The sequence below is a fragment of the Pseudomonas sp. NFPP25 genome, assembly GCF_900116505.1.
GTDB classification, from domain to species: domain Bacteria; phylum Pseudomonadota; class Gammaproteobacteria; order Pseudomonadales; family Pseudomonadaceae; genus Aquipseudomonas; species Aquipseudomonas protegens.
On sequence record NZ_FPBG01000007.1, the window covers coordinates 422,328 to 444,053 of the forward strand.

Sequence of the window (21,726 nt, forward strand, 5' to 3'; positions counted from 1 at the left end):
GCCCAGGCGGGCACCCGAGAAGGAGTTCCACCATGCAGGCCACACTCGAACACATGAGCATCTGGGGGCTGATCAGCGATGCCAGCCTGTTGGTCAAGGCGGTGATGCTGACCTTGCTCCTGGCGTCCTTGCTCAGCTGGTACCTGATCATCCAGCGTGGCGCCGTGCTGCGCGGTCGTGAGCAGCGCTTCCAGGCTTTCATCCAGCGTTTTCGCGCCGCCCCCGAGCTGCTGCCGCTGTACCGCGAAGTGGCCAAGGGCAGCGACGCCGAAGGCGGCGTGGAGCCGATCTTTGCCGCCGGCTACCAGGAGTTCAGCCACCTGCGCGGCCAGCCCGGCGGTGCCGGAGAAGGGGTGCTGGAGGGTGTGGAACGGGCCTTGTACGTGGCCATCAGCGAGCAGGAAACCCGCCTGGAAAAGGGCCTGCAGTTTCTCGCCACGGTGGGTTCGGTAAGCCCCTATATCGGCCTGTTCGGCACCGTGTGGGGGATCATGAATTCCTTCCTCGGCCTGTCCCAGGTGCAGCAGGCGACCCTTTCCACCGTGGCCCCGGGCATTGCCGAGGCGCTGATCGCCACCGCCATCGGCCTGTTCGCGGCCATTCCCGCGGTGATTGCCTACAACCGTTTTTCGGCCCGCAGCCAGACCCTGCTGACCCGCTACTATGCGTTTGGCAATGAACTGCAAGTACGCCTGCATCGCACCTTGCAGGGCACCCCGAGCCACCTGGCCGTGGCCGCCTGAGAGAAGGAGCAAGCCGATGTTGACCCGGCCGCAACGCAAGCACGGACCCAAGGCGGAAATGAACGTGGTGCCCTACATCGACGTGATGCTGGTGCTGCTGGTGATCTTCATGGTCACCGCGCCGATGCTCACCCAGGGGGTGAAGATCGAATTGCCCAAGGTCGCCAGCGAAGCCCTGGCCACCGACAGCCGCCAGCAGATCCTCACCCTGTCGGTGCAGGCCGGCGGCGGCTACTACTGGAACCTGGGCGGTGAACTGGACACCCGGAACCAGACCGACAGCGCTGTGGACCTTGAGCAGATGCGCGCCAAGGTGGCCCAGGTGATTGCCCGGCGCGGCGACACCCAGGTGTATATCCGCGCCGACCAGGACGCCGCCTATTCCAGCGTGGTGGCGGCCATGGCCGCGTTGCAGCAGGGTGGGGTACACAACCTGGGGCTGGTGACCGAGGCCCCGCAATGACGGCGATGATCATGCACAACCCCACCGCGATGCCCCTGCGGCCCGAGGCGTCCGGCTTCTGGCGCAACAGCCTGGCGGCCAGCCTGGCCCTGGCCCTGCACGCCGGAGTGCTGGTGGCGCTGGTGCTGGGCTGGTCGGTGGACAAGCCGCAGGTCGAGACGCCGCCGGTACTGACCACCCAACTGGTGATGCTGGCGCCGCCTGCCGCCCCCGCGGAACCGCTGCCGGCGGTGGCCGAGGTGGCGCCACAGCCACCGTCAACGCCACCGCCCGCGGCTGCGCCGGAGCCGGCCAGGCCCCGGGTTGACCCCCAGGTACAGGCGCAGAAGCTGGAGCAGGCGGCCCTGGCGCGCAAGCGGGTGGAAGACAAGAAACGTGAGCAGGTGCAGGAGCAGCAGCGCGAGCGCCTGGAGGCCGAGCAGCGCCAGCGCGATACCGAGCAACGTGTGGCCCAGGAACAAGCGCAGGCTCAGCGTGCCGAACAGTCGCGGCTGGCTGCCGAGCGCACGCGCCAGCAGGCGGCCCAGGCGGCGGCCGACAGTCGCCAGTACCAGCCCCTGAGCAAGGAGGCCCCGGACTACCCGCAACGGGCCCTGGACAAGAACCTGGAAGGCGACTGCACCGTGGAATACAGCGTCAACCCCCAGGGGCGGGTGGAGAACCCCAAGGTCATCGACGGTTGCCACCCCCTGTTCATGCGCCCGTCCCTGGCAGCGGTGGCGACCTTCCGTTATCAGCCGCGGCTGATCGACGGCCAGGCGGTAACGGTGCCGGCGGTGCGCAACACCTTCCACTACCGGATCCAGTAAGGCGCGGGGCAGGCATGGGCCCGTTGCCATGCAGGCAGCCTCTGGCTGACCGTGCGCGCCCTGGCTGGCCGAGCCTGTCCCCTTGGCTGGCCGCCAATGCCCTCAACCCCGGGGCGCGGGTGTCTTAGTGTGGCCGGGTGTGGTCCGCCGCTGTCGCCGGGGCGGGCCCCTTGCCCTGGCCGCACTGAGGACCGCCGATGCCCACTGTCACCCCCGCCTGTTCGCGCCCGTTGCGGCGCCACTCTTGGCTACCGATTCGTAGCGCCCTGGGCCTGGCCCTGGGTCTGCTGCTGAGCGCCTGCGGCGAGGCTGAACCGCCTGCTGCCGTGCGCCTCGACGCCGCCCGCCAGAGCCCGGCCGACCCGGCCCTGGCCCAGGTCTACGCCAGCAGCTGCCAGCTGTGCCATGCCAACCCGGCCTCCGGCGCGCCCCTGGCCGGCGATGCCAAGGCCTGGGCGCCGCGCCTGGCCCAGGGCGCCGACACCCTGCTGGACCACAGCATCAACGGCTACCAGGGCATGCCGCCCATGGGCCAGTGCATGCAGTGCAGCGAAGAGCAGTTCCTGGCCCTGATCAGCTTCATGTCCGGCCATTCATTCCAATAAAAAGCACAGGTTCCCCCTTCATGGTCATGCACCTTTCCCGACGCCGGCTGCTGCAAGGGGCCGGCGCCCTCGGCGCGTTCAGCGCGCTGTGCAGCAACCCGCTGCTGGCCGAACTGGCCCGCGCCCCGCGGCTGATTCCCTGGCGCAACTGGTCCGGCGCGCAAAGCTGCCTGCCCCAGGCGCGGCTGGCGCCCAAGGACCTGGATGAACTGCGCCAGGTGGTCCGCCAGGCCCCGGGCAAGATCCGCCCGGTGGGTGCCGGGCACTCCTTCAGCGCCCTGGTGCCCACCGACGGCACCTTGCTGTCCCTGGCCTATTTCAACGGCCTGCTGGACCACGACCCCAAGACCCTGCAAGCCGAATTCGCCGCCGGCACGCCCATGTCGCTGATGGGCCCGGCGCTCAAGGAGGTGGGGCAGGCGCTGTGGAACATGGCGGATATCGACTACCAGACCCTGGCCGGGGCGATTGCCACTTCCACCCACGGCACCGGGGTCGGCTTCGGTTCCTATTCGTCCCGGGTCTGCGGGCTGCAACTGGTGACCGCCAGCGGCGAAGTGCTGGACTGCGACCCCCGGCGCAACGCCGAGGTGTTCCACGCCGCCCGGGTGTCCCTCGGCGCGCTGGGGGTGGCGACCCGGGTGCGCCTGCAGAACCGCGAGGCTTATCGCCTGCGGGAAAAACAGTGGATCGGCAAGACCGAGGAACTGCTGGAGGACATGGACAACCTGACCCGCGACAACCAGCACTGGGAAATGCTCGTGGTCACCCACTCCGACTACGCCCTGGCGGTGGCCCTGAACGAAACCACGGAGCCGCCGACCCCGCCCACCGATCCGGCCGAGGAGGGCGGCAACGAGTTCGTCAACCTGATCGAAAACCTCGACAAGTACGTCAGCGACTTCCCCGAGACCCGCCGCCACCTGCTCAACAGCCTGCGCTGGCTGGCGCGCTTCGATGAGCGGGTGGGGGATTCCTACCAGATCTACGCCAACGTGCGCAGCGTGCGCTTCAACGAAATGGAGTACTCGGTGCCGGCGCACCTGGGGCCGGCGTGCCTGCGCGAGATCCTCGCGCTGATCCGCGACAAGGACCTGCGCACCTGGTTTCCCATCGAGTACCGCTACGTCAAGGCCGACGACATTCCCCTGAGCATGTTCGAAGGTCGCGACAGCTGTTCGATCTCGGTGCACCAGCACTACAGCATGGACCACCACAACTTCTTCGCCGCCGTGGAGCCGATCTTCTGGAAGTACCAGGGGCGCCCGCACTGGGGCAAGCACCACAGCCTCAACGCCCGCACCCTGCAGGGGCTGTACCCGCAATGGGCAGCCTTCGCCAGGGTGCGCCAGGCACTGGACCCGCAAGGCAAATTCATCAACGCCCACCTGGCCTCGGTGCTGGGTGTGGCGTGAACAGGAGATGCGCACAATGAACCGTCGTCATTTCATGGCCGGCACCCTGGGGGCCGGAGTCTTGCTGGCCGGTGTCGGTGCCTGGCTGCGGCCCGGCGACCGGGGCCTGCCCTACAGCCCGTACTTCGCCGAGCTCAATCGCGAGCTCAAGGCCCACGGGCCAATGCAACCGGTGATGCTGATCGACCTGGATCGCCTGGACCACAACATCGATGTGGTCATGCAGTCGGTGCAGCGCGGCGGCAAGCACCTGCGCCTGGTGGAAAAATCCCTGCCGTCGCCCGGGCTCCTGGCCTATATCGCCCAGCGTGCCGGCACCCGGCGCCTGATGTCCTTCCACCAGCCGTTTCTCAACCACGACGCCGAGGTATTTGCCGACGCCGATATCCTCTTGGGCAAGCCCCTGCCGATCCGCGCCGCCGAGCTGTTCTACCAGCAACTCAAGGGCCCGTTCGACCCGCGCCGGCAACTGCAATGGCTGCTCGATACCCCCGAGCGCCTGCAGCAATACCTGGGGCTGGCCCAAGGCCTGGGCACGCGGATGCGCATCAATATCGAGCTGGATGTGGGGCTGCACCGTGGCGGCGTGGCGGACCATGCCGTGCTCGGGCAGATGCTGGCGCTGATCAGCGCCCACCCGCAGCACCTGGAGTTTGCCGGGTTCATGGGCTACGACCCCTTTGTCGACATGGGCGTGCCGGGGATTCTGGGCTCGCCGCAAAGCCTGTTCGACCAGGTCATGGCGCTCTACAACGGTTTTGTCGACTTCACCCGCCAGCAGTACCCGGCGCTGTGGCACGCCGGCCTGACCCTCAATACCGCCGGCAGCCCCAGCTACCGTCGGCACGAGCAGGAATCCCTGAGCAGCGAAGTGTCGGTGGGCACCGCACTGCTCAAGCCCAGCCACTACGACCTGGCGTCCCTGGAGCAGCACGTGCCGGCCGCCTTTATCGCCACCCCGGTGCTCAAGAGTACCGGGCCGGTGCGGATCCCGGCCCTGGACGACAAGTCGCGGCTGTTCTCCTGGTGGGACCGCAACCAGCGCCAGACCTTCTTCATCTATGGCGGCCACTGGCTGGCGGATTTCGAATCGCCGGCGGGTCTGCAGAGCAACGAGCTGTTCGGTCGCAGCTCCAACCAGGAGATGGTCAACGGCTCCCGCGCCGTGGGCTTGCAGGTGGACGACCAGGTCTTCCTGCGCCCGCAGCAGAGCGAAGCGGTACTGCTGCAGTTTGGCGACCTGCTGGCCCTGCGCGGCGGGCGCATCGTCGAACGCTGGCCGGTGTACTGATCCCACGTATAGCCCTTGCCTGGCGATCCTCCGTCGGAGCGCTGTCGGCCTTAAGAACGCCGCGTCCCTACGGGCCGTTCGCAGCCTGCGGCAGCGGCTACACGAAACGCGTCCCGGCAACCGCCTGTAGCCGCTGCCGAGCTTCGGCGAGGCTGCGCAAAGGCCCGCAGGGCCTTGCCTGGCGATCTCCCGCCGAGCCCGCAGCGGCTTCAGGCTGCCGCGGGTTTCACAGGGCAAAGGGAATGGTCAGCTTGGCCCAGAGCATGTCGCCCTCGGGGCGGTTTTCCACATCGAACTCCTTGGCCCAGCGGATCTCGGCGCTGGCGTACTTGAGAAAACGCAGGTGCAGCGCCGGGCCGATGGCGAACACTTGCCCGCGCACCCCGTCACTCACGTCCTCGCCCATGAAGGTCACGGTCTTGCCGTGCTGTTTGTCGTCGGTGGTCTGCTTCAGGTAGTAGCCGTTGAGCCCCAGGCTCAGGTTGTCGGTCAGGCGGTAGCTGGCCGAGTAGTCGAAGTGCAAGATCTGCCCGGAGCGGTAGTGGGTGGCGTGGTTTTCCCGGTTGAAGCTGTAGGTGGTCTTGAACGACAGCTCGGTGCGTTCGCTGGGCAGCCAGGTCATGGAGAACAGCGGCTTGTAGGTGGTGAAGTTGTTGCTGGTGTTGGCCAGCCGATCGGCATCGTACTGCCCGGTGGGCAGGGTCACTTCCAAGGCCGCGCCCAGGGTCAGGTCGGGGCCCATGTCCCACAGGATGATCGGCGCGAAGGTGATATCGCCCATGCTTTCGCGGCGGTCGCTCTGGCCGTACAGCGACACCTGCTGGCGCAGGTAGGGCTGGGCCACGTAGCCCCCCAGGCGCCCGCCCAGGACCCGCAGCGGGCTCAGGTAGTCCAGGCGCGGGATGATCGCGTCGGAGGTGATCCTGACCTCCTGGACCTTGCCGCCAAAGGAGCTGATGTCGAGCTTCCTGGCCTGGTAATGGTTGTAGTAGAGGTTGAAGGCGAACATGTGCTCCGGGAGCTGGTCGGGGCTCAGGGGCAGCACGTAGAAGCCGTCGGTGCCGGGGCCGATATTGTCGACCCCGGATTCGGTGGCCTGGGCATTCAGGCTGGCGCAGGCGGCCAGGGCCACGCCCAGGTGCAGGGAGCGAGTGAGGCGGGTCGGGTGCATGGTTGGGCTCATTCTTATTGTTAGTGGGGGCGCGGCGGCAGGCACGCCGCCCGCCCCATAGAAATAAGCCCTGGGCCGGGCGCGGGGCAGGGTATTGGCGGACAGGGAGGGGGACTTTGTCGGACACTTTGCAATGCTTTGTTACATTCCCCCGTAAAACCCCAGGCAACGGGATATGCTTGAACCGCCGGTGAAGCCTTGGCACCGGTGCCTGACCGACAATAAAAACAGCCGCTCAAGCGGCCCGGAAGCCCACTCTCATGCAGATCAAAGCCGCCGATGCCCACGACCAGCTGGCCCTGGTTTCACCCTTCCTGCTGCAGACCCTGGCGGATGTCGCCGAAGCCAAGGGCGTCAGCGCCGAGCGCCTGTGTCGCGGCCTGGGCTTTACCCTGGACGACCTGCAGGACCCGACCCTGCGCATCTCCTATCGCCAGGCGGTGGCGATGATCGAACGTGCCCTGGCGGCATTGCCGCAGCAGGGCCTGGGGCTCTGGGTCGGCAGCCGCAATGTGCTGGGCACCCTGGGCCTGCTGGGGCATGCGTTGTCGTTGTGCCGGACCCTGGGCGACGCCTTCGAGCTGGGCATCCGCCATCAGCACACCTCCGGCACCATCGTCAGCGCCGATGTCGGGCGCCAGGGCGAAGAGTTCTTTGTCGAGCTGCAATGCCGCCTGCCCTACGGCGAGGTGCAGATCTTTGCCGCGGAAGAGTTCTTCGCCAGCCTGCTGATCTATGGCCGGGCCCTGGTCAGCGCGGATTTCCAGGCCCTGCGGGTGGAGTTCATGCACGCTGCGCCGGCCTATGCCGAGCTCTATACCCGGTTGTTGGGCCCCCACGTGCAGTTCGGCTGCCTGCAGGCGCGCATGGTGATCGAGGCCCGCTGGTTGCAGGCGCCGCTGCCCAACCATCATCCGGTGGCGCTGCGCCAGGCGCTCAAGCTGCTGGAACTGGAAAGCGCCCAGGTGCACCAGAAGATGGACCTGATCCAGGCGGTGGAGCGCGCCCTGAGCCGGGACCTGCGGGCCGGCAGCCATATCGAGCAGGTGGCGGGGGATTTGAACATGAGCGGGCGCACCCTGCGCCGGCGCCTGACCGAACACGGCCTGACCTTCGAGGCGCTGCTGGAGCGGGTGCGCCAGGCGCGAACCCTGAACCTCTTGGGCAACCCGGAGCTGTCCATCGAACGCATCACCGAAGAGGTCGGCTACAGCGACGTGCGCAGCTTCCGCCGGGCCTTCAAGCGCTGGACCGGCCTGAGCCCCAGCGCCTTTCGCGAAGAGGCGGCGCTGCATTGACCGCCCCTGTAGCCGCTGCCGAGCCCGCGAGGCTGCGCAAAGGCCCGCAGGGCCTTGCTTGGCGATCTCCCGTCGAACCTTGAGCGGCCTCAAGATCCCCGCGTCTGCTGCGTCGCAATGCCGCCCATGCCATTCTCAGCCAACCCCGGCCCGGCCTTTTCACCACGGCCTTGCAACGTCGCCGCGCAAGCGGCGACAAGCCTTGCCCGTTTCGACGCTGACGCCGGCAGCCCATGGCGGTAAACTCCTGCGCCTTTATTCAGGAGTTCCCATGAGTTACTACCAGCCCGGCATCCTCGCTGCACCCGTTCCGTCCCAGGCCCGCCACCTGTTCTTTGCCCTTGAATCCATCGAGGCGTTGCCCCAGGCCCTCGACCAGTTGCTGGCACGGGTGGATGGCGCAACGGCGGTGGCAGGTTTTGGCGCGTCACTGGTCAAGGCCCTGGGCGCGCGAGTGCAGGGGCTCAAGGCGTTCCCGGCGCTGACCGGCGTGGGCGTGGACAACCCTTCGACCCAGCACGCGCTGTGGGTCTGGCTGCACGGTGATGATCGCGGCGAGCTGCTGCACCGCAGCAACGAGCTGGCGGTCGCCCTGGCCCCGGCCTTGCGCCTGGTCGGCATGAACGAGACCTTCCGCCACAAGACCGGCCACGACCTCACCGGTTATGAAGACGGCACCGAAAACCCTCAGGACGAAGCCGCCGTGGCCGCCGCACTGGCCGAGGGCGAAGACGGCCTGCGCGGTGGCAGCTTTGCCGCGATCCAGCAGTGGCAGCACGACTTCCAGGGGTTTGCCGCGATGCACCAGCAAGAGCGCGACCACATCATGGGCCGGCGCCTGAGCGACAACGAAGAACTGGACGACGCGCCGGTCTCGGCCCACGTCAAGCGCACCGCCCAGGAAAGCTTCGCCCCGGAAGCCTTTCTCGTGCGCCGCTCGATGCCGTGGATCGAAGGTGACAAGGGTGGCCTGATGTTCCTTGCCTTCGGCCACACCCTGAACGCCTTCGAAGCCCAACTGCGGCGCATGAGCGGCCTGGAAGACGGCATCACCGACGGCCTGTACCGCATGAGCCGGCCGATCACCGGGGGCTACTACTGGTGCCCGCCGCTGCACAACGGCCAGCTCGACCTGCGCGCGCTGCAAGCGTCGAAATGAACACCGGGGCCGAGCCGCTGCAGACCGTGCGCTGGGGCATGATCGGTTGCGGCAGTGTCACCGAGCGCAAGAGTGGCCCGGCCTTCTACAAGGTTCCGGGGTCGGCGCTGGTGGCGGTGATGGGCCGCCGCCCCGAGGCGGTGCGCGACTATGCACAGCGCCACGGCATTGCCCGCTGGTATACCGATGCCCAGGCCCTGATCGACGACCCCGAGGTGGACGCGGTGTACATCGCCACGCCCCCCGACAGCCATTACGCCTACAGCCTGCAAGTGGCTGCCGCCGGCAAGCATTGCTGCGTGGAAAAACCCATGGCCCTGCATGCCGGGCAAAGCCTGGCCATGCAGCAGGCCTTCGAGCAGGCCGGGCTGCATCTGTTCGTCTCCTATTACCGGCGTTCCTTGCCGCGCTTTGCGCAGGTGCGGCAATGGCTGGCGGATGGGCGTATCGGGGAGGTCCGGCACCTGCACTGGAGCCTGAGCAAGGCTGCCTCCGAGGCCGACCGCAGCGGTGCGGCCAACTGGCGTACCGACCCGCAAGTGGCCGGCGGCGGTTATTTCGCCGATTTGGCCAGCCATGGCCTGGATCTGTTCCAGTACCTGCTGGACGATATCGTCGAGGTGGCCGGCTTCAGCACCCGCCAGGCCGGGCTGTATGCCGCCGAGGATGCGGTCAGCGCCAGTTGGCGCTTCGCCTGTGGGGCGCTGGGCAGCGGCGCCTGGAACTTCGTCGCCGACCGCCGGGTAGACCGGGTGGAAATCATCGGCAGCCAGGGGCGCATCACTTTTTCCGTGTTCGACGAGCATCCGCTGCAACTTGAAGCCGAAGAGACCCTGAACCTGTTCATCGACAACCCCGCGCACATCCAGTGGCATCACGTGCAGGGCATGAACGCCCATATCCGCGGCCAGATCCGGCACCCGGCCCTGGCCAGCGAAGCCCTGAAGACCGACCGGGTGATGGACCGCATCCTGCAGCGCGGCTGATCCCAGGGCGCATGCCTGTCGGGCCTCTTCGCCGGCAAGCCGGCTTCTACGGGGTTTGTGGGGCGCATTGCCGGCCTGTTCCTGCGGGCTTTTGTAGGCGCTGGCTTGCCAGCGAAGGCGGCCTTGAGGCGGGTGCCAGTCGTTCGGGCCCCTTCGCCGGCAAGCCGGCTCCTACGGGGGCGGGCGGCTGGTCGCTCAGAAGGTCTTCTTGACGCTGGCCACCCAGGTCGCTCCGCACAGGTCGCTGAAGCCGTAGTTGCTGGTGCACTGGCTGCGGGACAGGTCGGTGTCGATGTAGCTCAGGCCCAGTTCCAGACCGGCCATTTCCCGGGTCAGTTTGGCTTCCCATTCGTGGTAGCTGTCCTCGCCCTGGCCCGAGGCGCGGATCAGCCGCGGATCCTTGAAGTCCATCTGGCCGTAGCGCAGTTGCAGCCCCAGTTCCAGGGGTAGTCGGATCTCGTAGCCAAGGTAGCGGTACAGGGTGCTCTGCTGGCTGTCGATGCCGGGGGCATCGTCGGAGTAATAGGCCCCCAGCTTGACCCCGTAGACGCTGAGGATGCCGTACATCTCGCTCTGGTTGAACTGGGCTTCCCGGGGGTAGCTGTACTTCAGGTAGCCCAGGTCCAGGCTGATGTCTGCGCTGGCCTGCCACAGCCAGCCGCCGTAGTAGTCGACTTCCTGGCGGGTCTTCAGGCCACCGCCGAAATCGACGTTGGAGCTCCAGGTGCCCAGGTACAGGCCGCTGCTGTGCAGCAGGGTCACGGCCGCCTGGGCCGCGGGGTCGTTCTGGGTCTGGGAGATGCCGCGGGTGCGGTAGTCGCTGGCCAGGGTCAGCTCCAGCTCCACGGCCAGGTCGTCGGTCAGGGGCAGGGCGTGGCCGGCCTGCGGCAGCAGGCACACGGCGCCCAGGGTGAGCAGGGTGAGGGTCTTCATGGGTATCCCGTTGTTGTGATTGTTATGGGGGAGCGGGCAAGGCGCCGCCGTACCCCGGCGTCACCAGGGCGCGGGGCAGGCGGTGCAACGGTGGAGCGGGGTCAGAGCGGGCGGCTGTAGATCTCGCGGCCGGCGAACCAGGTCTGCAGCACCTGGGTTTCATGCAGGGCCTTTTCGTCCACGGTAAACACGTCGCGGTCGAGGACGATGAAGTCGGCCTGCTTGCCGGCCGTCAGCGAGCCGATCTGCTGTTCCAGGCCCAATGTGCGCGCGGCATTCTGGGTGTAGGCATAGAACAGGGTTTCGCGGTCCAGGCGTTCGTCGGCGTTGAGCACCCCCAGTGGCCCCTGGCGGGTGATGGCCTGGGCCATGGCGTTCCACGGGTTGGGCGACGACACCGGCCAGTCGCTGGCGCCGGCGAGGGTCGCGCCCTGCTTGAGCAGCGAGTGCGCCGGGTACTGGTAGCGGAACGCCAGGGCGCTGACGTAGGGCTTGATCATGTCCAGGGTGTAGTCGTCGGCCGAGGCCCAGAGCAGTTGCATCGAGGCAATCACGTTGAGCGGCTTGAAGCGGGCGAACTCCTTGGGGTTGACCATCTGCAGGTGGGTGATGGAGTGGCTGATGCCGCTCTGGCGATCCTTGCGCGCCTGCTCGATGCCGTTCAGCGACTCACGCACCGCACGGTCGCCGATGGCGTGGATGTGCACCAGCCAGCCGCGCTGGTCGATGGCGCTGACCAGTTCGCCAAAATGCGCCGGGTCGATCAGCAGTTCGCCGGGTTTGTGCGAGTTGCTGTAAGGCTCGAGCATCGCCGCGCTCTGCGCCGGGTATTCGATCACCCCGTCGGCGAAGATCTTGATGCCCGGCAGGGTCAGGTTGGGAATGCCCTGGAACTGCTGGCGCACCTTGTCCAGGGTGTCGAGGTCGGCCGGCCGGCTGCGGGGGTTGGCCACCAGCAGGGCGGCGACGTGGGCGGTCATCCCGCCGCTCTCGGCCAGGGCCTTGTAGGCCGGCAGCACGCCGACGGTGTGCTCGGTGGGCTTGAGGGCGAACACCGCTTCGCCGGGGGCGGCGTTGGCGGCCGGGTCCATCCAGGCGGTAATCCCCAGGCTGTTGTTGTAGTGCAGGGCCGACTGCGCGGCGCGCAGCATCTGCTCGGGCCCCGGCACCGGCATTTTCGCGGCCACCCGGTCCCAGCCGGCGTCCACCAGGAAACCGTTGGGGCGGCCGTCGGGCAGTTGGCCGATGGTGCCGCGTTCGGCCTCGGGCAGGCTCTTGAGCAGGGCGGCGTCGATGCCGGCGCGCTGGAGCATGAAGTCATTGGCCCAGGCGGTATGGTGATCGCTGCCGGTGAACACCACCGGTACCCTGGCCCATTCACCCTGGTTGAAGCGCTGGCCCAGGGCCTGGGCCTGGGCCCAGTAGGCCGAGCTCATGCCGGCGATGCTGAGCACGTCGGCATGCCGGGCGCTGCCGTCGTCACGCCAGGCGCGCAGGCGTTTTTCCAGTTCGTCGAGGCTGACCACCTCGTCCTGCAGGTTGGCGCCGGTCATTTCCAGGCCGCCGAAGATAGCGTGGGAGTGGGTGTCGATCAGGCCCGGCATCAGGGTCTTGCCGCCCAGGTCGACGACCCGGGTGTGGCTGTCGATCAGTGCCTTGATCTGCGCATCGCTGCCGGCTTGCAGGACCTTGCCGTTCTCCACCGCCAGGGCCTGGACCTTGGGCTGGGCGCGGTCGGCGGTGAAGACCTGGCCGTTGAGCAGCACCAGGTCGGCGGCGGCCATGGCTTCCAACGAGGCAAAACTCATGGCGGCCAGTAACAGCGTCGGGGTCAATCTTTTCATTGAACATTTCCTTGTTATTGCGTCTGATCGCCAGCTTAGGGGCTGTCCATAACGGGCAGAACGGCTGCTTCACGAAAAACATTTTTGCCTGGGTGGAAAAACCATGGACAAGTTGAATGCCTTGAAGATGTTCGTGGTCACCGCCCAGCTGGGCAGTTTCAGCCGGGCGGCGGAGCAGTTGGGCAAGACCCCCTCGGCCCTGACCAAGGCGGTCAACCACCTGGAGGCCGAGCTGGGTTCGCGCTTGTTCGAGCGCAGTACCCGGCGCATCGTGCTCACCGAAATCGGCCGGCTCTACCTGGAGACCGCGCGCCAGGTGCTGCAGCGGCTGGAAGAGGTGGGCGAGGAGGTGGAGCAGTTGCAGCACGGTCTGCGCGGCAACCTCAAGGTCACCGCGCCGCTGGCCTACGGCCAGGCATTCCTGGATCAGGTGTGTGGCGGTTTTCTTGAGCAGTACCCGCAGATCAATCTGCAAGTGGACCTGTGCGACGAGTTCGTCAACCTGCTGGAAAGCGGCTACGACCTGGCCCTGCGCGAAGGCCATGACGACCTGCCGGGGCTGATTGCCCGGGTGGTCGGAAGCAACCGCCTGGCCCTGTGCGCCAGCCCGGCCTACCTGGCGCGCAAGGGCCGGCCGGTGACCCCGCAGACCCTCGAAGAACATGAATGGCTGCTGTATCGCCACCCCTTGCTCAGCCGGGAGTTCTGGTGGGTCGAGCGCGACGGCCAGCGCCTGAGCCTGCCTCAGCCCCAGGCACCACGCCTGCGCAGTGACAATTACGACCTGCTGCTGGCCAATGCCCTGGCCGGGCGCGGCCTGCTGCACACGCCGCTGTGGAGCGCCGCACCGTACCTGGCCGACGGGCGCCTGGTGCGGGTGATGGCCGACTACGCGATCGACCCGGACAGCTTCGGGCCGCACATCCTCGCGGTCTACCCCAGCCACCGGCGGGCGACCGCCAAGGTGCAGGCATTCATCGACTATGTCAGTGGCTTCCTGGCCAGCCGTGGCCTGGACTGATTGGCGGTTCTTGTCAGATAAATCCGAGAGGAGTACAAATGTACTCCATGACGACTTTATCTCCCCGCCGCAGTGCCATCCTGACCTTTATCCGCGAACGCATCGCCGATCACGGCCAGCCCCCGAGCCTTGCTGAAATCAGCCAGGCGTTCGGTTTCGCCTCGCGCAGCGTGGCGCGCAAGCATGTGCTGGCGCTGACCGAGGCCGGGTTCATCGAGGTCAACCCGCATCAGGCCCGGGGCATTCGCCTGCTCAACCAGCCACGGCGCCCCGAGCTGCTGGAAATTCCGGTGCTGGGGCGGGTGGCCGCCGGTGCGCCGATTGGCGTCGATGCCGACATACACGGCCAGTTGCTGCTGGACCCGGGGATGTTCTCCCGCACTCCGGATTACCTGCTGCGGGTCCAGGGCGATTCGATGATCGACGACGGCATCTTCGACGGTGATCTGGTGGCAGTGCGCCGCAGCAGTGAGGCGCGCAACGGCCAGACCGTGATCGCCCGCCTCGACGGTGAGGTCACCATCAAGCGTTTCGAGCGCAAGGGGCAGGGCATTCGCCTGTTGCCGCGCAACCCGGCCTACCAGCCGATCGAGGTCACGGCCGACCACGAACTGTTTATCGAAGGCGTGTTCTGCGGTCTGGTGAGGCAAGGCTGATGGGCGCCGTGGTCGCACTGGATTCGCTGTTCAATGCCGGGCGGGTGTGGAAAGGCCGCCCGGCCGCCGCGCCTGCCAGCCCGCAGCCCACCGGCCATGCCGCCCTGGATGCGGTGCTGCCCACGGGCGGCTGGCCGGAAGCGGCACTGACCGAAATCCTCATTGCCGCCCAGGGTCTGGGCGAGCTGCAACTGCTGTGGCCGAGCCTGGCGCGGCTGAGCGCGGCGGGGGAGCGCATCGTGCTGGTGGCGCCGCCGTTCGTGCCCTATCCCCAGGCCTGGCAGAACGCCGGGGTGGATGTGCGCCAGTTGTCGATCATCCAGGCCGGGGAGCGTGATGCCCTGTGGGCCGCCGAGCAGTGCCTGCGTTCCGGCAGTTGCGGCGCGGTGCTGTGCTGGCCGCAGCAAGCCGACGATCGCGCCCTGCGGCGCCTGCAGGTGGCGGCTGAAAGCGGCCAGACCCTGGCCTTTGCCTACCGCCCCCTGGAGACGGCGCGCAACCCCTCGCCGGCGGCCTTGCGAATTGCCGTGCAAGGCCGTCCCGGGCAGTTGCGGGTGCTCAAGTGCCGGGGCGGGCTGGCCCATCCGGCGCCTATCGCCTGGCCCGCCGGGCACTGAGGTTGGCATGCGTTGGGTGTGCATCCTGTTCCCGCAATTGGCGCTGGACGCAGTCTTGCGTCAGCGCGCCGAGCCCGAAGCGCCCCTGGCGCTGCTCAGTGGCACCCCGCAGCGCCGGGTGATCCAGGCGGTGAACGCCGCCGCTCGCGAACTGGGCCTGCGCCCCGGGCAATCGCTGACCGCCGCCCAGGCCCTGACCAAGGCCTTTGCCAGCGCCGAATACGACCCCCGGCAGATCGAGCACTGGCAGCAGTTTCTTGCGGCCTGGGCCTATGGCTTCAGCTCCCAGGTCAGCGTCGCCTACCCGCGCACCCTGGTGCTGGAGATCGAATCCAGCCTGGGCCTGTTCGGCCCCTGGCCGCAGTTGGAAGCGCGCCTGCGCCGTGAATTGCAGGCCCTGGGCTTTCGCCACCGGATCGTTGCCGCGCCCAATCCGGCGGCGGCCCGAGCCCTGGCCAATGCCTATGACGGCTTGGCGGTGGCCGACTGCGAGGCCCTGGCCCAGGCCCTGGGGGCCATGCCCATCGAGCGCCTGGGGCTGGCCCCGGAGCAGGCCACGGCCCTGTCGCGCATGGGGGTGCGCAGCTTCCAGCAACTGCGGGAGCTGCCCCGGCCCAGCCTGGCCCGGCGTTTTGACGGCAGCTTGCTCAAGCACCTGGATACCCTGCTCGGCGAGCGCCCGCTGGGGCTGGCCTTCTATCAGCCGCCGGACCGCTTCGACCTGCGCATCGAGCTGAATTTCGATGTGCAGTCCCATCAGGCGCTGCTGTTTCCCCTGCGCCGGCTCACCGCGGATCTGGCGGCTTTTCTCTGTGGTCGCGACAGTGGCGTGCAGCGCTTTGCCCTACACCTGGAGCACGCCGAAGGCGCCGACACCCTGATTCCGGTGGGGCTGCTCAGCGCCGAGCGCGACCCGGCGATGCTGTTCGAACTGGCCCGCGGGCGCCTGGAACAGATCCAGGTGCCGGCGCCGGTGCGCAACCTGCGGCTGGTGGCCGAGGACCTGCCGCTGTTCGTGCCCCGGCACAGCGAGCTGTTCGACGAGCGCCCGCAGCAGAACCTGCCCTGGGAGCAGTTGCGCGAACGCCTGCGGGCGCGCCTGGGGGATGACGCGGTGCAGGGCCTGGGGCATCGCGCCGATCACCGCCCGGAGCGCAGTTGGCAGGCGCAGACCGATTCGCGCCCGTGCCCGGCCACCCCCGGGCTGCGCCGCCCCGGCTGGCTGCTCACCGAGCCCCAGGTGCTGGGCGAGGGTTCGGTGCGCATCCTCATGGGCCCGGAGCGCATCGAGTCCGGCTGGTGGGACGGTGCCGATGTGCGCCGCGACTACTACCTGATCGAAACCGCCGCCGGCCAGCAGGGCTGGGCCTATCGTCAGGTCGGCGAGCCCGGGCCGCTGCTGTTGCAGGGCTGGTTCGCATGAACACCTACGCCGAGCTGCATTGCCTGTCCAACTTCAGCTTCCAGCGCGGCGCCTCCAGTGCCGCCGAATTGTTCCAGCGTGCCAAGGCCCTGGGCTACCAGGCCCTGGCAATCACCGACGAGTGCACCCTGGCGGGGATTGTCCGCGCCTGGCAGGCCTCTCGCGATACGGGCCTCAAGCTGATCGTCGGCAGTGAAATGCAGATCGAGGACGGCCCGCGCCTGGTGCTGCTGGTGGAAGACCTGGCGGGTTACCAGGGCCTGTGCCGGTTGATCACCCGGGCCCGGCGCCGGGCCGAGAAGGGCAGCTATCGCCTGCTGCGCGAAGATTTCGCCGAACCCTTGCCGGGGCTGCTGGCCCTATGGCTGACGGGCGCCGGCGAGCCGCTGGCCCAGGGCCGCTGGTTGCAGCAGGTGTTCCCCCAGCGCCTGTGGCTGGCGCTGGAGCTGCATTGCGGCCAGGACGATGCCCGGCACCTGCAACAGCAACTGGCCCTGGCCCGGCAACTGGAGCTGCCAGCCGTGGCCTGTGGCGATGTGCACATGCATGTGCGCGGGCGCCGGGCGCTGCAGGACACCATGACCGCGATCCGCCATCACCTGCCGGTGGCCGAGGCCGGGCAACGCCTGTTCGCCAACGGCGAGCGCCACCTGCGGCCCGTCGAAGTGCTGCAAGGCCTGTACCCCCAGGCCCTGCTCGACGAGTCGCTGGCCATCGCCGGGCGCTGCGCTTTCGACCTCGGCCAACTGCGCTACCAATACCCCCGGGAGCTGGTGCCCGAGGGGCACGACGCTGGCTCCTGGCTGCGGGTGCTGACCCAGCGCGGCATCGTGCGCCGCTGGCCCGCTGGTGCCCGGGCCGAGGTACTGAAGCAGATCGACAAGGAGCTCACGCTGATCTGCGACCTGGGCTACGAGAGTTATTTCCTCACGGTGCACGACATCGTCGACTTCGCCCGGCGCCAGCACATCCTCTGCCAGGGCCGGGGCTCGGCGGCCAACTCGGTGGTGTGTTTCGCCCTCGGCATCACCGAGATCGACCCGGACCGCTCGACCCTGCTGTTCGAGCGTTTCCTGTCGCGTGAACGCAACGAGCCGCCGGACATCGATGTCGACTTCGAGCACGAGCGCCGGGAAGAGGTGCTGCAGTATGTGTTCCAGCGCTATGGCCGGCATCGCGCGGCGCTGACCGCGGTGGTCAGCACCTACCATGGCGCCGGGGCGGTGCGGGATGTGGCCAAGGCCCTGGGCCTGCCGCCGGATCAGGTCAATGCCCTGGCCGACTGCTGCGGCCACTGGAGTGATACGCCGCCCAGCGTCGAGCGCCTGCAGGAGGCCGGGTTCGATCCCCAGAGCCCGGTGCTGCGCCGGGTCCTGAGCCTGACCGGGCAGTTGATCGGCTTTCCCCGGCACCTGTCCCAGCACCCCGGCGGTTTCGTGATTTCCGAGCAGCCCCTGGACCACCTGGTGCCGGTGGAGAACGCGACGATGGCCGAGCGTACGGTGATCCAGTGGGACAAGGACGACCTGGACATGGTCGGCCTGCTCAAGGTGGATATCCTCGCCCTGGGCATGCTCAGCGCCATCCGCCGTTGCTTCGACCTGATCCACGGCTACCGTGGCCAGCGCTACAGCCTCGCCAGCATTCCGCCTGAAGACCCCGCCACCTACGAAATGATCGGCCGCGCCGACACCATCGGCGTGTTCCAGATCGAGTCCCGGGCGCAGATGTCGATGCTGCCCCGGCTCAAGCCGCAGAACTTCTACGACCTGGTGATCGAGGTGGCCATCGTCCGGCCCGGGCCGATCCAGGGCGGCATGGTCCATCCCTACCTGCGCCGGCGTAACCGTGAAGAGCCGGAGACTTATCCGTCGCCGAAGTTGGAAGCGGTGCTCAAGCGCACCCTGGGAGTGCCGCTGTTTCAGGAGCAGGTGATGCAGATCGCCATTGTCGCCGCCGACTACACCCCGGGCGAGGCCGACCAGTTGCGCCGCTCCATGGCCGCCTGGAAGCGCCACGGCGGCCTGGAACCGCACCGCGAACGGCTGCGCCGGGGGATGAACCGCAATGGCTACAGCGATGAATTCGCGACGCAGATCTTCGAGCAGATCAAGGGCTTTGGCAGCTACGGCTTTCCCGAATCCCATGCCGCCAGCTTTGCCTTGTTGACCTACGCCAGTTGCTGGCTCAAGTGCCACGAACCGGCGGCCTTCGCCTGCGCCCTGATCAACAGCTGGCCCATGGGCTTCTACAGCCCCGACCAGATCCTCCAGGACGCCCGGCGCCATGGTTTGCAGGTTCTTGCGGTGGATGTGGGCGCCAGTGACTGGGACTGCAGCCTGGAGCCGATTCCTGTCCAGCCTGCACGCGCTGGAAATGGCCCCCCCGGGCAGCCGGCCCTGCGCCTGGGGCTGCGGATGATCAAGGGTTTTCGCGAGGACGATGCCCGGCGCATCGAACGTGCCCGCCGGCAACGGGCCTTTGTCGATATCGCCGACCTGGGCGAGCGGGCCCGCCTGGATGTCCGCGCCCAGGAATTGCTGGCCGATGCCGGCGCCTTGCAGGCGCTGGCCGGGGATCGCTATCGGGCACGCTGGGAAGTGGCCGGGGTGGAAAGACAGCTGGGGCTGTTCGCCGGCCTGCCGAGCCAGGAGGAAGCGCCGGTAGCGTTGCCCCGGCCCAGTGTCGGCGAAGACCTGCAGGCGGATTACCACAGCCTGGGCACCACCCTCGGGCCGCACCCCCTGGCGCTGCTGCGCCCGCAGCTTGCGGCCCGGCGCTGCCGCAGCTCGCGCGACTTGCTGGCGGTGGAGCACGGGCGTTCGGTGAGCGTGGCCGGGCTGGTCACCGGGCGCCAGCGGCCGGGCACCGCCAGCGGGGTGACCTTCGTGACCCTGGAAGACGAGTTCGGCAACGTCAATGTGGTGGTCTGGCGCGACCTGGCCGAGCGCCAGCGCCGGGTGCTGGTGGGCGCGCAGTTGCTCAAGGTCGACGGCACCCTGGAAACCGAGGGCGAGGTGCGCCACCTGATTGCCGGGCGCCTGAGTGACCTGAGCCCGTTGCTGGATGGCATTCACGTACGCAGCCGCGACTTTCGTTGATGTAGCCGCTGCCGAGCCCGGGCGATGCTGCGAAAAGGCCCGTAGGGCCTTGCTTGGCGGTCTCCCGCCGGAACCCCGGCGTCCTCAAGACCGCCGCGTCTGCTGCGTCGCAATGCCGTCCAAGCCGTTCGTCCGAACGCGGCCCGAGCCTGCGGCAGCGGCTACACGAAACGCGGATCGGCAGTGGCCTGCCGCTTTGCTATCCCCGAGTCTGTGGCAATGGTTACAGAATGACGCCAAGGTTTTTTATTCCTTTTCGCACTGATGGCGCTTTGGCATAATCGCCGCCGATGATGCCCCCTGCATCAAGTTTCAGAACGCTCGGCCGACGACTTTCGAGCCTGCACAGACTGGGGCCGCAGACGTGCGGCAGGGCGCAAGTGCATCTAGACAGTGCACCTAAATGGATACTCAAGAAGGAACATAGAGTGAGAGTGATCTCGAAGTTGATGTTGTCCGCTGTAGCACTGGCGGTGCTGGCGGGCATGAGCGGTTGCGCCACGGAAAGCTCCCGGGCCTTGCCGGTGGAGAAGGTCCAGAGCGCCAGCCAGGTATGGACCGGAGCCCGGGTGCCGATGGCCGTGGGCAAGTTCGACAACCGCTCCAGCTACATGCGCGGAATCTTCTCCGATGGCGTCGACCGCCTCGGCGGCCAGGCCAAGACCATCCTCATCACCCACCTGCAGCAGACCAACCGCTTCAGCGTGCTGGACCGCGACAACATGGGCGAGATCCAGCAGGAAGCGGCCATCAAGGGCCAGGCGCAGAAGCTCAAGGGCGCGGACTTCGTGGTCACCGGCGATGTCACCGAGTTCGGTCGCAAGGAAACCGGCGACCACCAGCTGTTCGGCATCCTCGGCCGCGGCAAGACCCAGGTGGCCTACGCCAAGGTGGCGTTGAACATCGTCAACATCAGCACCTCCGAAGTGGTCTATTCGACCCAGGGCGCTGGCGAGTACGCCTTGTCCAACCGTGAAGTGATCGGCTTCGGCGGCACCGCTGCCTACGATTCGACCCTCAACGGCAAGGTCCTCGACCTGGCCATGCGCGAGGCGGTCAACCGCATGGTCGAGGCCATCGACGCCGGCGCCTGGAAACCGGGCCGCTGATCACACAGCTGACAGGGAGAAGTGCAAGCATGTCGAAGACGATGATGGCGCGGCCAATGATGGCCGGCGCCTTGCTGGGCTGTGTGCTGCTGGCCGGTTGCAGCGGGCCGAAGACGCTGTACCAGTGGGAAACCTACCAGGCCCAGACCTACGAGTACTTCAAGGGCGAGGAGGCCCGGGAGGCCCAGGTCGAGGCCCTGGAGCGCGACCTGCAGAAGATCAAGTCCACCGGCAAGGCCGTGCCGCCGGGCTACCACGCCCACCTGGGCATGCTCTACGCGAGCCTGGGCAAGGATGACCAGATGGTGCAGCAGTTCAATACCGAGAAGGCGCTGTTCCCCGAATCCGCCTCGTACATGGACTTCCTGCTCAAGAACGCCAAGAAGGGAGCCGCCCAATGAGCCTGATGACCCTGCGCAACCTGCTGGGCCTGTTGGCCGTGAGCCTGCTGGTGGGCTGCGCCGCGCCCAGGAGCGTGGACTACTCGGCCTACAAGCAGGCCCGGCCGAAGTCGATCCTGGTGCTGCCGCCGCTCAATGAATCGCCGGACATCAAGGCCACCTACAGCATGCTGTCCCAGGTGACCTTTCCCCTGGCCGAAGCCGGTTACTACGTGATGCCGATCGCGGTGGTGGATGAAACCTTCCGCCATAACGGCCTGACCAACCCGGCGGACATCCACGGCCTGGCGCCGGCCAAGCTCAACGAGATCTTCGGCGCCGACGCCGGCCTGTACATCACGGTCAAGGAATACGGCACCAGCTACATGCTGATCAGCAGCGCCACCGTGGTCACCGCCAGCGCCACCCTGGTGGACCTGAAGACTGGCACCACGTTGTGGACCGGCAGCGCCCGCGCCTCCAGTGAGGAAGGCAACAACGGCAACAACGGTGGCCTGGTGGGCATGCTGATCACCGCTGCGGTGAAGCAGATCATCAACACCAGCACCGACGCCGGCCATCCGATTGCCGGCATCACCAGCCAGCGCCTGCTGTCGGCCGGGCAACGCACCGGCTTGCTGTACGGTCCGCGTTCGCCGAAATACGGCACCGACTGAGGGGCAGGGAGCGGGCAATCCGCTC

Annotated in this window: 20 protein-coding genes; 17 read left to right on the forward strand and 3 right to left on the reverse strand. The window is 67.6% G+C overall.

Annotated elements, in window-relative coordinates:
- The first annotated feature begins 32 nt into the window (after positions 1-32).
- The 6 genes from tolQ to BM382_RS27350 all read left to right on the forward strand — a co-directional run bounded on the left by tolQ (position 33) and on the right by BM382_RS27350 (position 5,326).
- Positions 33-743 carry a protein TolQ gene (gene tolQ / locus BM382_RS27325; protein WP_011061988.1) on the forward strand — a complete coding sequence of 237 codons (711 nt, stop codon included), beginning with the start codon at positions 33-35 and terminating at the stop codon, positions 741-743.
- 16 nt (positions 744-759) lie between these two features.
- Positions 760-1,206, forward strand: a complete 447-nt coding sequence (gene tolR / locus BM382_RS27330; RefSeq protein WP_072444299.1) for a protein TolR — start codon at positions 760-762, stop codon at positions 1,204-1,206.
- The gene (locus tag BM382_RS27335; RefSeq protein ID WP_072444296.1) at positions 1,203-2,015 is read left to right on the forward strand and encodes an energy transducer TonB; all 813 of its coding nucleotides are present in this window, start codon (positions 1,203-1,205) and stop codon (positions 2,013-2,015) included. The genes tolR and BM382_RS27335 overlap by 4 nt, the downstream gene beginning before the upstream one ends.
- A 197-nt stretch (positions 2,016-2,212) precedes the next feature.
- Entirely contained in the window at positions 2,213-2,620 is a 408-nt protein-coding gene (locus tag BM382_RS27340) for a c-type cytochrome (protein ID WP_011061985.1), read from the forward strand.
- Between the two features lie 86 nt (positions 2,621-2,706).
- The gene (locus BM382_RS27345; protein ID WP_170866355.1) at positions 2,707-4,035 is read left to right on the forward strand and encodes a D-arabinono-1,4-lactone oxidase; all 1,329 of its coding nucleotides are present in this window, start codon (positions 2,707-2,709) and stop codon (positions 4,033-4,035) included.
- Between the two features lie 85 nt (positions 4,036-4,120).
- On the forward strand, positions 4,121-5,326 hold the full coding sequence (locus tag BM382_RS27350; protein ID WP_162470472.1) for a DSD1 family PLP-dependent enzyme: 1,206 nt from the start codon (positions 4,121-4,123) through the stop codon (positions 5,324-5,326).
- A 226-nt stretch (positions 5,327-5,552) separates the two neighbouring features.
- Here BM382_RS27350 and BM382_RS27355 read toward each other — a convergent pair whose 3' ends face one another.
- Positions 5,553-6,497 (reverse strand): SphA family protein, encoded by a 945-nt coding sequence (locus tag BM382_RS27355; protein WP_072444291.1) that lies wholly within the window; start codon positions 6,495-6,497, stop codon positions 5,553-5,555.
- 260 nt (positions 6,498-6,757) lie between these two features.
- Here BM382_RS27355 and BM382_RS27360 point away from each other — a divergent pair, with 260 nt between their 5' ends.
- The 3 genes from BM382_RS27360 to BM382_RS27370 all read left to right on the forward strand — a co-directional run bounded on the left by BM382_RS27360 (position 6,758) and on the right by BM382_RS27370 (position 9,940).
- On the forward strand, positions 6,758-7,795 hold the full coding sequence (locus tag BM382_RS27360; RefSeq protein ID WP_011061981.1) for an AraC family transcriptional regulator: 1,038 nt from the start codon (positions 6,758-6,760) through the stop codon (positions 7,793-7,795).
- Between the two features lie 271 nt (positions 7,796-8,066).
- Positions 8,067-8,954 carry a Dyp-type peroxidase gene (locus tag BM382_RS27365; protein ID WP_072444289.1) on the forward strand — a complete coding sequence of 296 codons (888 nt, stop codon included), beginning with the start codon at positions 8,067-8,069 and terminating at the stop codon, positions 8,952-8,954.
- Between the two features lie 17 nt (positions 8,955-8,971).
- Positions 8,972-9,940 (forward strand): Gfo/Idh/MocA family protein, encoded by a 969-nt coding sequence (locus tag BM382_RS27370; protein ID WP_170866356.1) that lies wholly within the window; start codon positions 8,972-8,974, stop codon positions 9,938-9,940.
- Between the two features lie 195 nt (positions 9,941-10,135).
- On the opposite strand, the gene BM382_RS27375 is transcribed toward BM382_RS27370, so the two are convergent.
- Entirely contained in the window at positions 10,136-10,873 is a 738-nt protein-coding gene (locus tag BM382_RS27375) for a TorF family putative porin (RefSeq protein ID WP_072444285.1), read from the reverse strand.
- A 101-nt stretch (positions 10,874-10,974) separates the two neighbouring features.
- On the reverse strand, positions 10,975-12,717 hold the full coding sequence (locus tag BM382_RS27380; RefSeq protein WP_011061977.1) for an amidohydrolase: 1,743 nt from the start codon (positions 12,715-12,717) through the stop codon (positions 10,975-10,977).
- A 103-nt stretch (positions 12,718-12,820) separates the two neighbouring features.
- On the opposite strand from BM382_RS27380, the gene BM382_RS27385 reads away from it, so the two are divergent.
- From BM382_RS27385 to BM382_RS27420, 8 genes are all read left to right on the forward strand, one after another.
- The gene (locus tag BM382_RS27385) at positions 12,821-13,738 is read left to right on the forward strand and encodes a LysR family transcriptional regulator (RefSeq protein WP_011061976.1); all 918 of its coding nucleotides are present in this window, start codon (positions 12,821-12,823) and stop codon (positions 13,736-13,738) included.
- Positions 13,739-13,776: 38 nt separating this feature from the next.
- On the forward strand, positions 13,777-14,394 hold the full coding sequence (gene lexA / locus BM382_RS27390; RefSeq protein WP_047337206.1) for a transcriptional repressor LexA: 618 nt from the start codon (positions 13,777-13,779) through the stop codon (positions 14,392-14,394).
- Positions 14,394-15,011: a translesion DNA synthesis-associated protein ImuA gene (gene imuA / locus BM382_RS27395; RefSeq protein WP_011061974.1), complete on the forward strand. Its 618-nt coding sequence runs from the start codon at positions 14,394-14,396 to the stop codon at positions 15,009-15,011. The genes lexA and imuA overlap by 1 nt, the downstream gene beginning before the upstream one ends.
- A 7-nt stretch (positions 15,012-15,018) precedes the next feature.
- The gene (locus tag BM382_RS27400) at positions 15,019-16,434 is read left to right on the forward strand and encodes a Y-family DNA polymerase (RefSeq protein ID WP_072444283.1); all 1,416 of its coding nucleotides are present in this window, start codon (positions 15,019-15,021) and stop codon (positions 16,432-16,434) included.
- Positions 16,431-19,535, forward strand: a complete 3,105-nt coding sequence (locus BM382_RS27405) for an error-prone DNA polymerase (protein WP_072444276.1) — start codon at positions 16,431-16,433, stop codon at positions 19,533-19,535. Before BM382_RS27400 ends, BM382_RS27405 begins: the two co-directional genes overlap by 4 nt.
- A 449-nt stretch (positions 19,536-19,984) precedes the next feature.
- The gene (locus tag BM382_RS27410) at positions 19,985-20,644 is read left to right on the forward strand and encodes a CsgG/HfaB family protein (protein WP_015636114.1); all 660 of its coding nucleotides are present in this window, start codon (positions 19,985-19,987) and stop codon (positions 20,642-20,644) included.
- Between the two features lie 29 nt (positions 20,645-20,673).
- Positions 20,674-21,045 (forward strand): DUF4810 domain-containing protein, encoded by a 372-nt coding sequence (locus BM382_RS27415; RefSeq protein ID WP_011061970.1) that lies wholly within the window; start codon positions 20,674-20,676, stop codon positions 21,043-21,045.
- Positions 21,042-21,701: a DUF799 domain-containing protein gene (locus BM382_RS27420; RefSeq protein WP_015636113.1), complete on the forward strand. Its 660-nt coding sequence runs from the start codon at positions 21,042-21,044 to the stop codon at positions 21,699-21,701. The genes BM382_RS27415 and BM382_RS27420 overlap by 4 nt, the downstream gene beginning before the upstream one ends.
- Positions 21,702-21,726 lie beyond the last annotated feature (25 nt).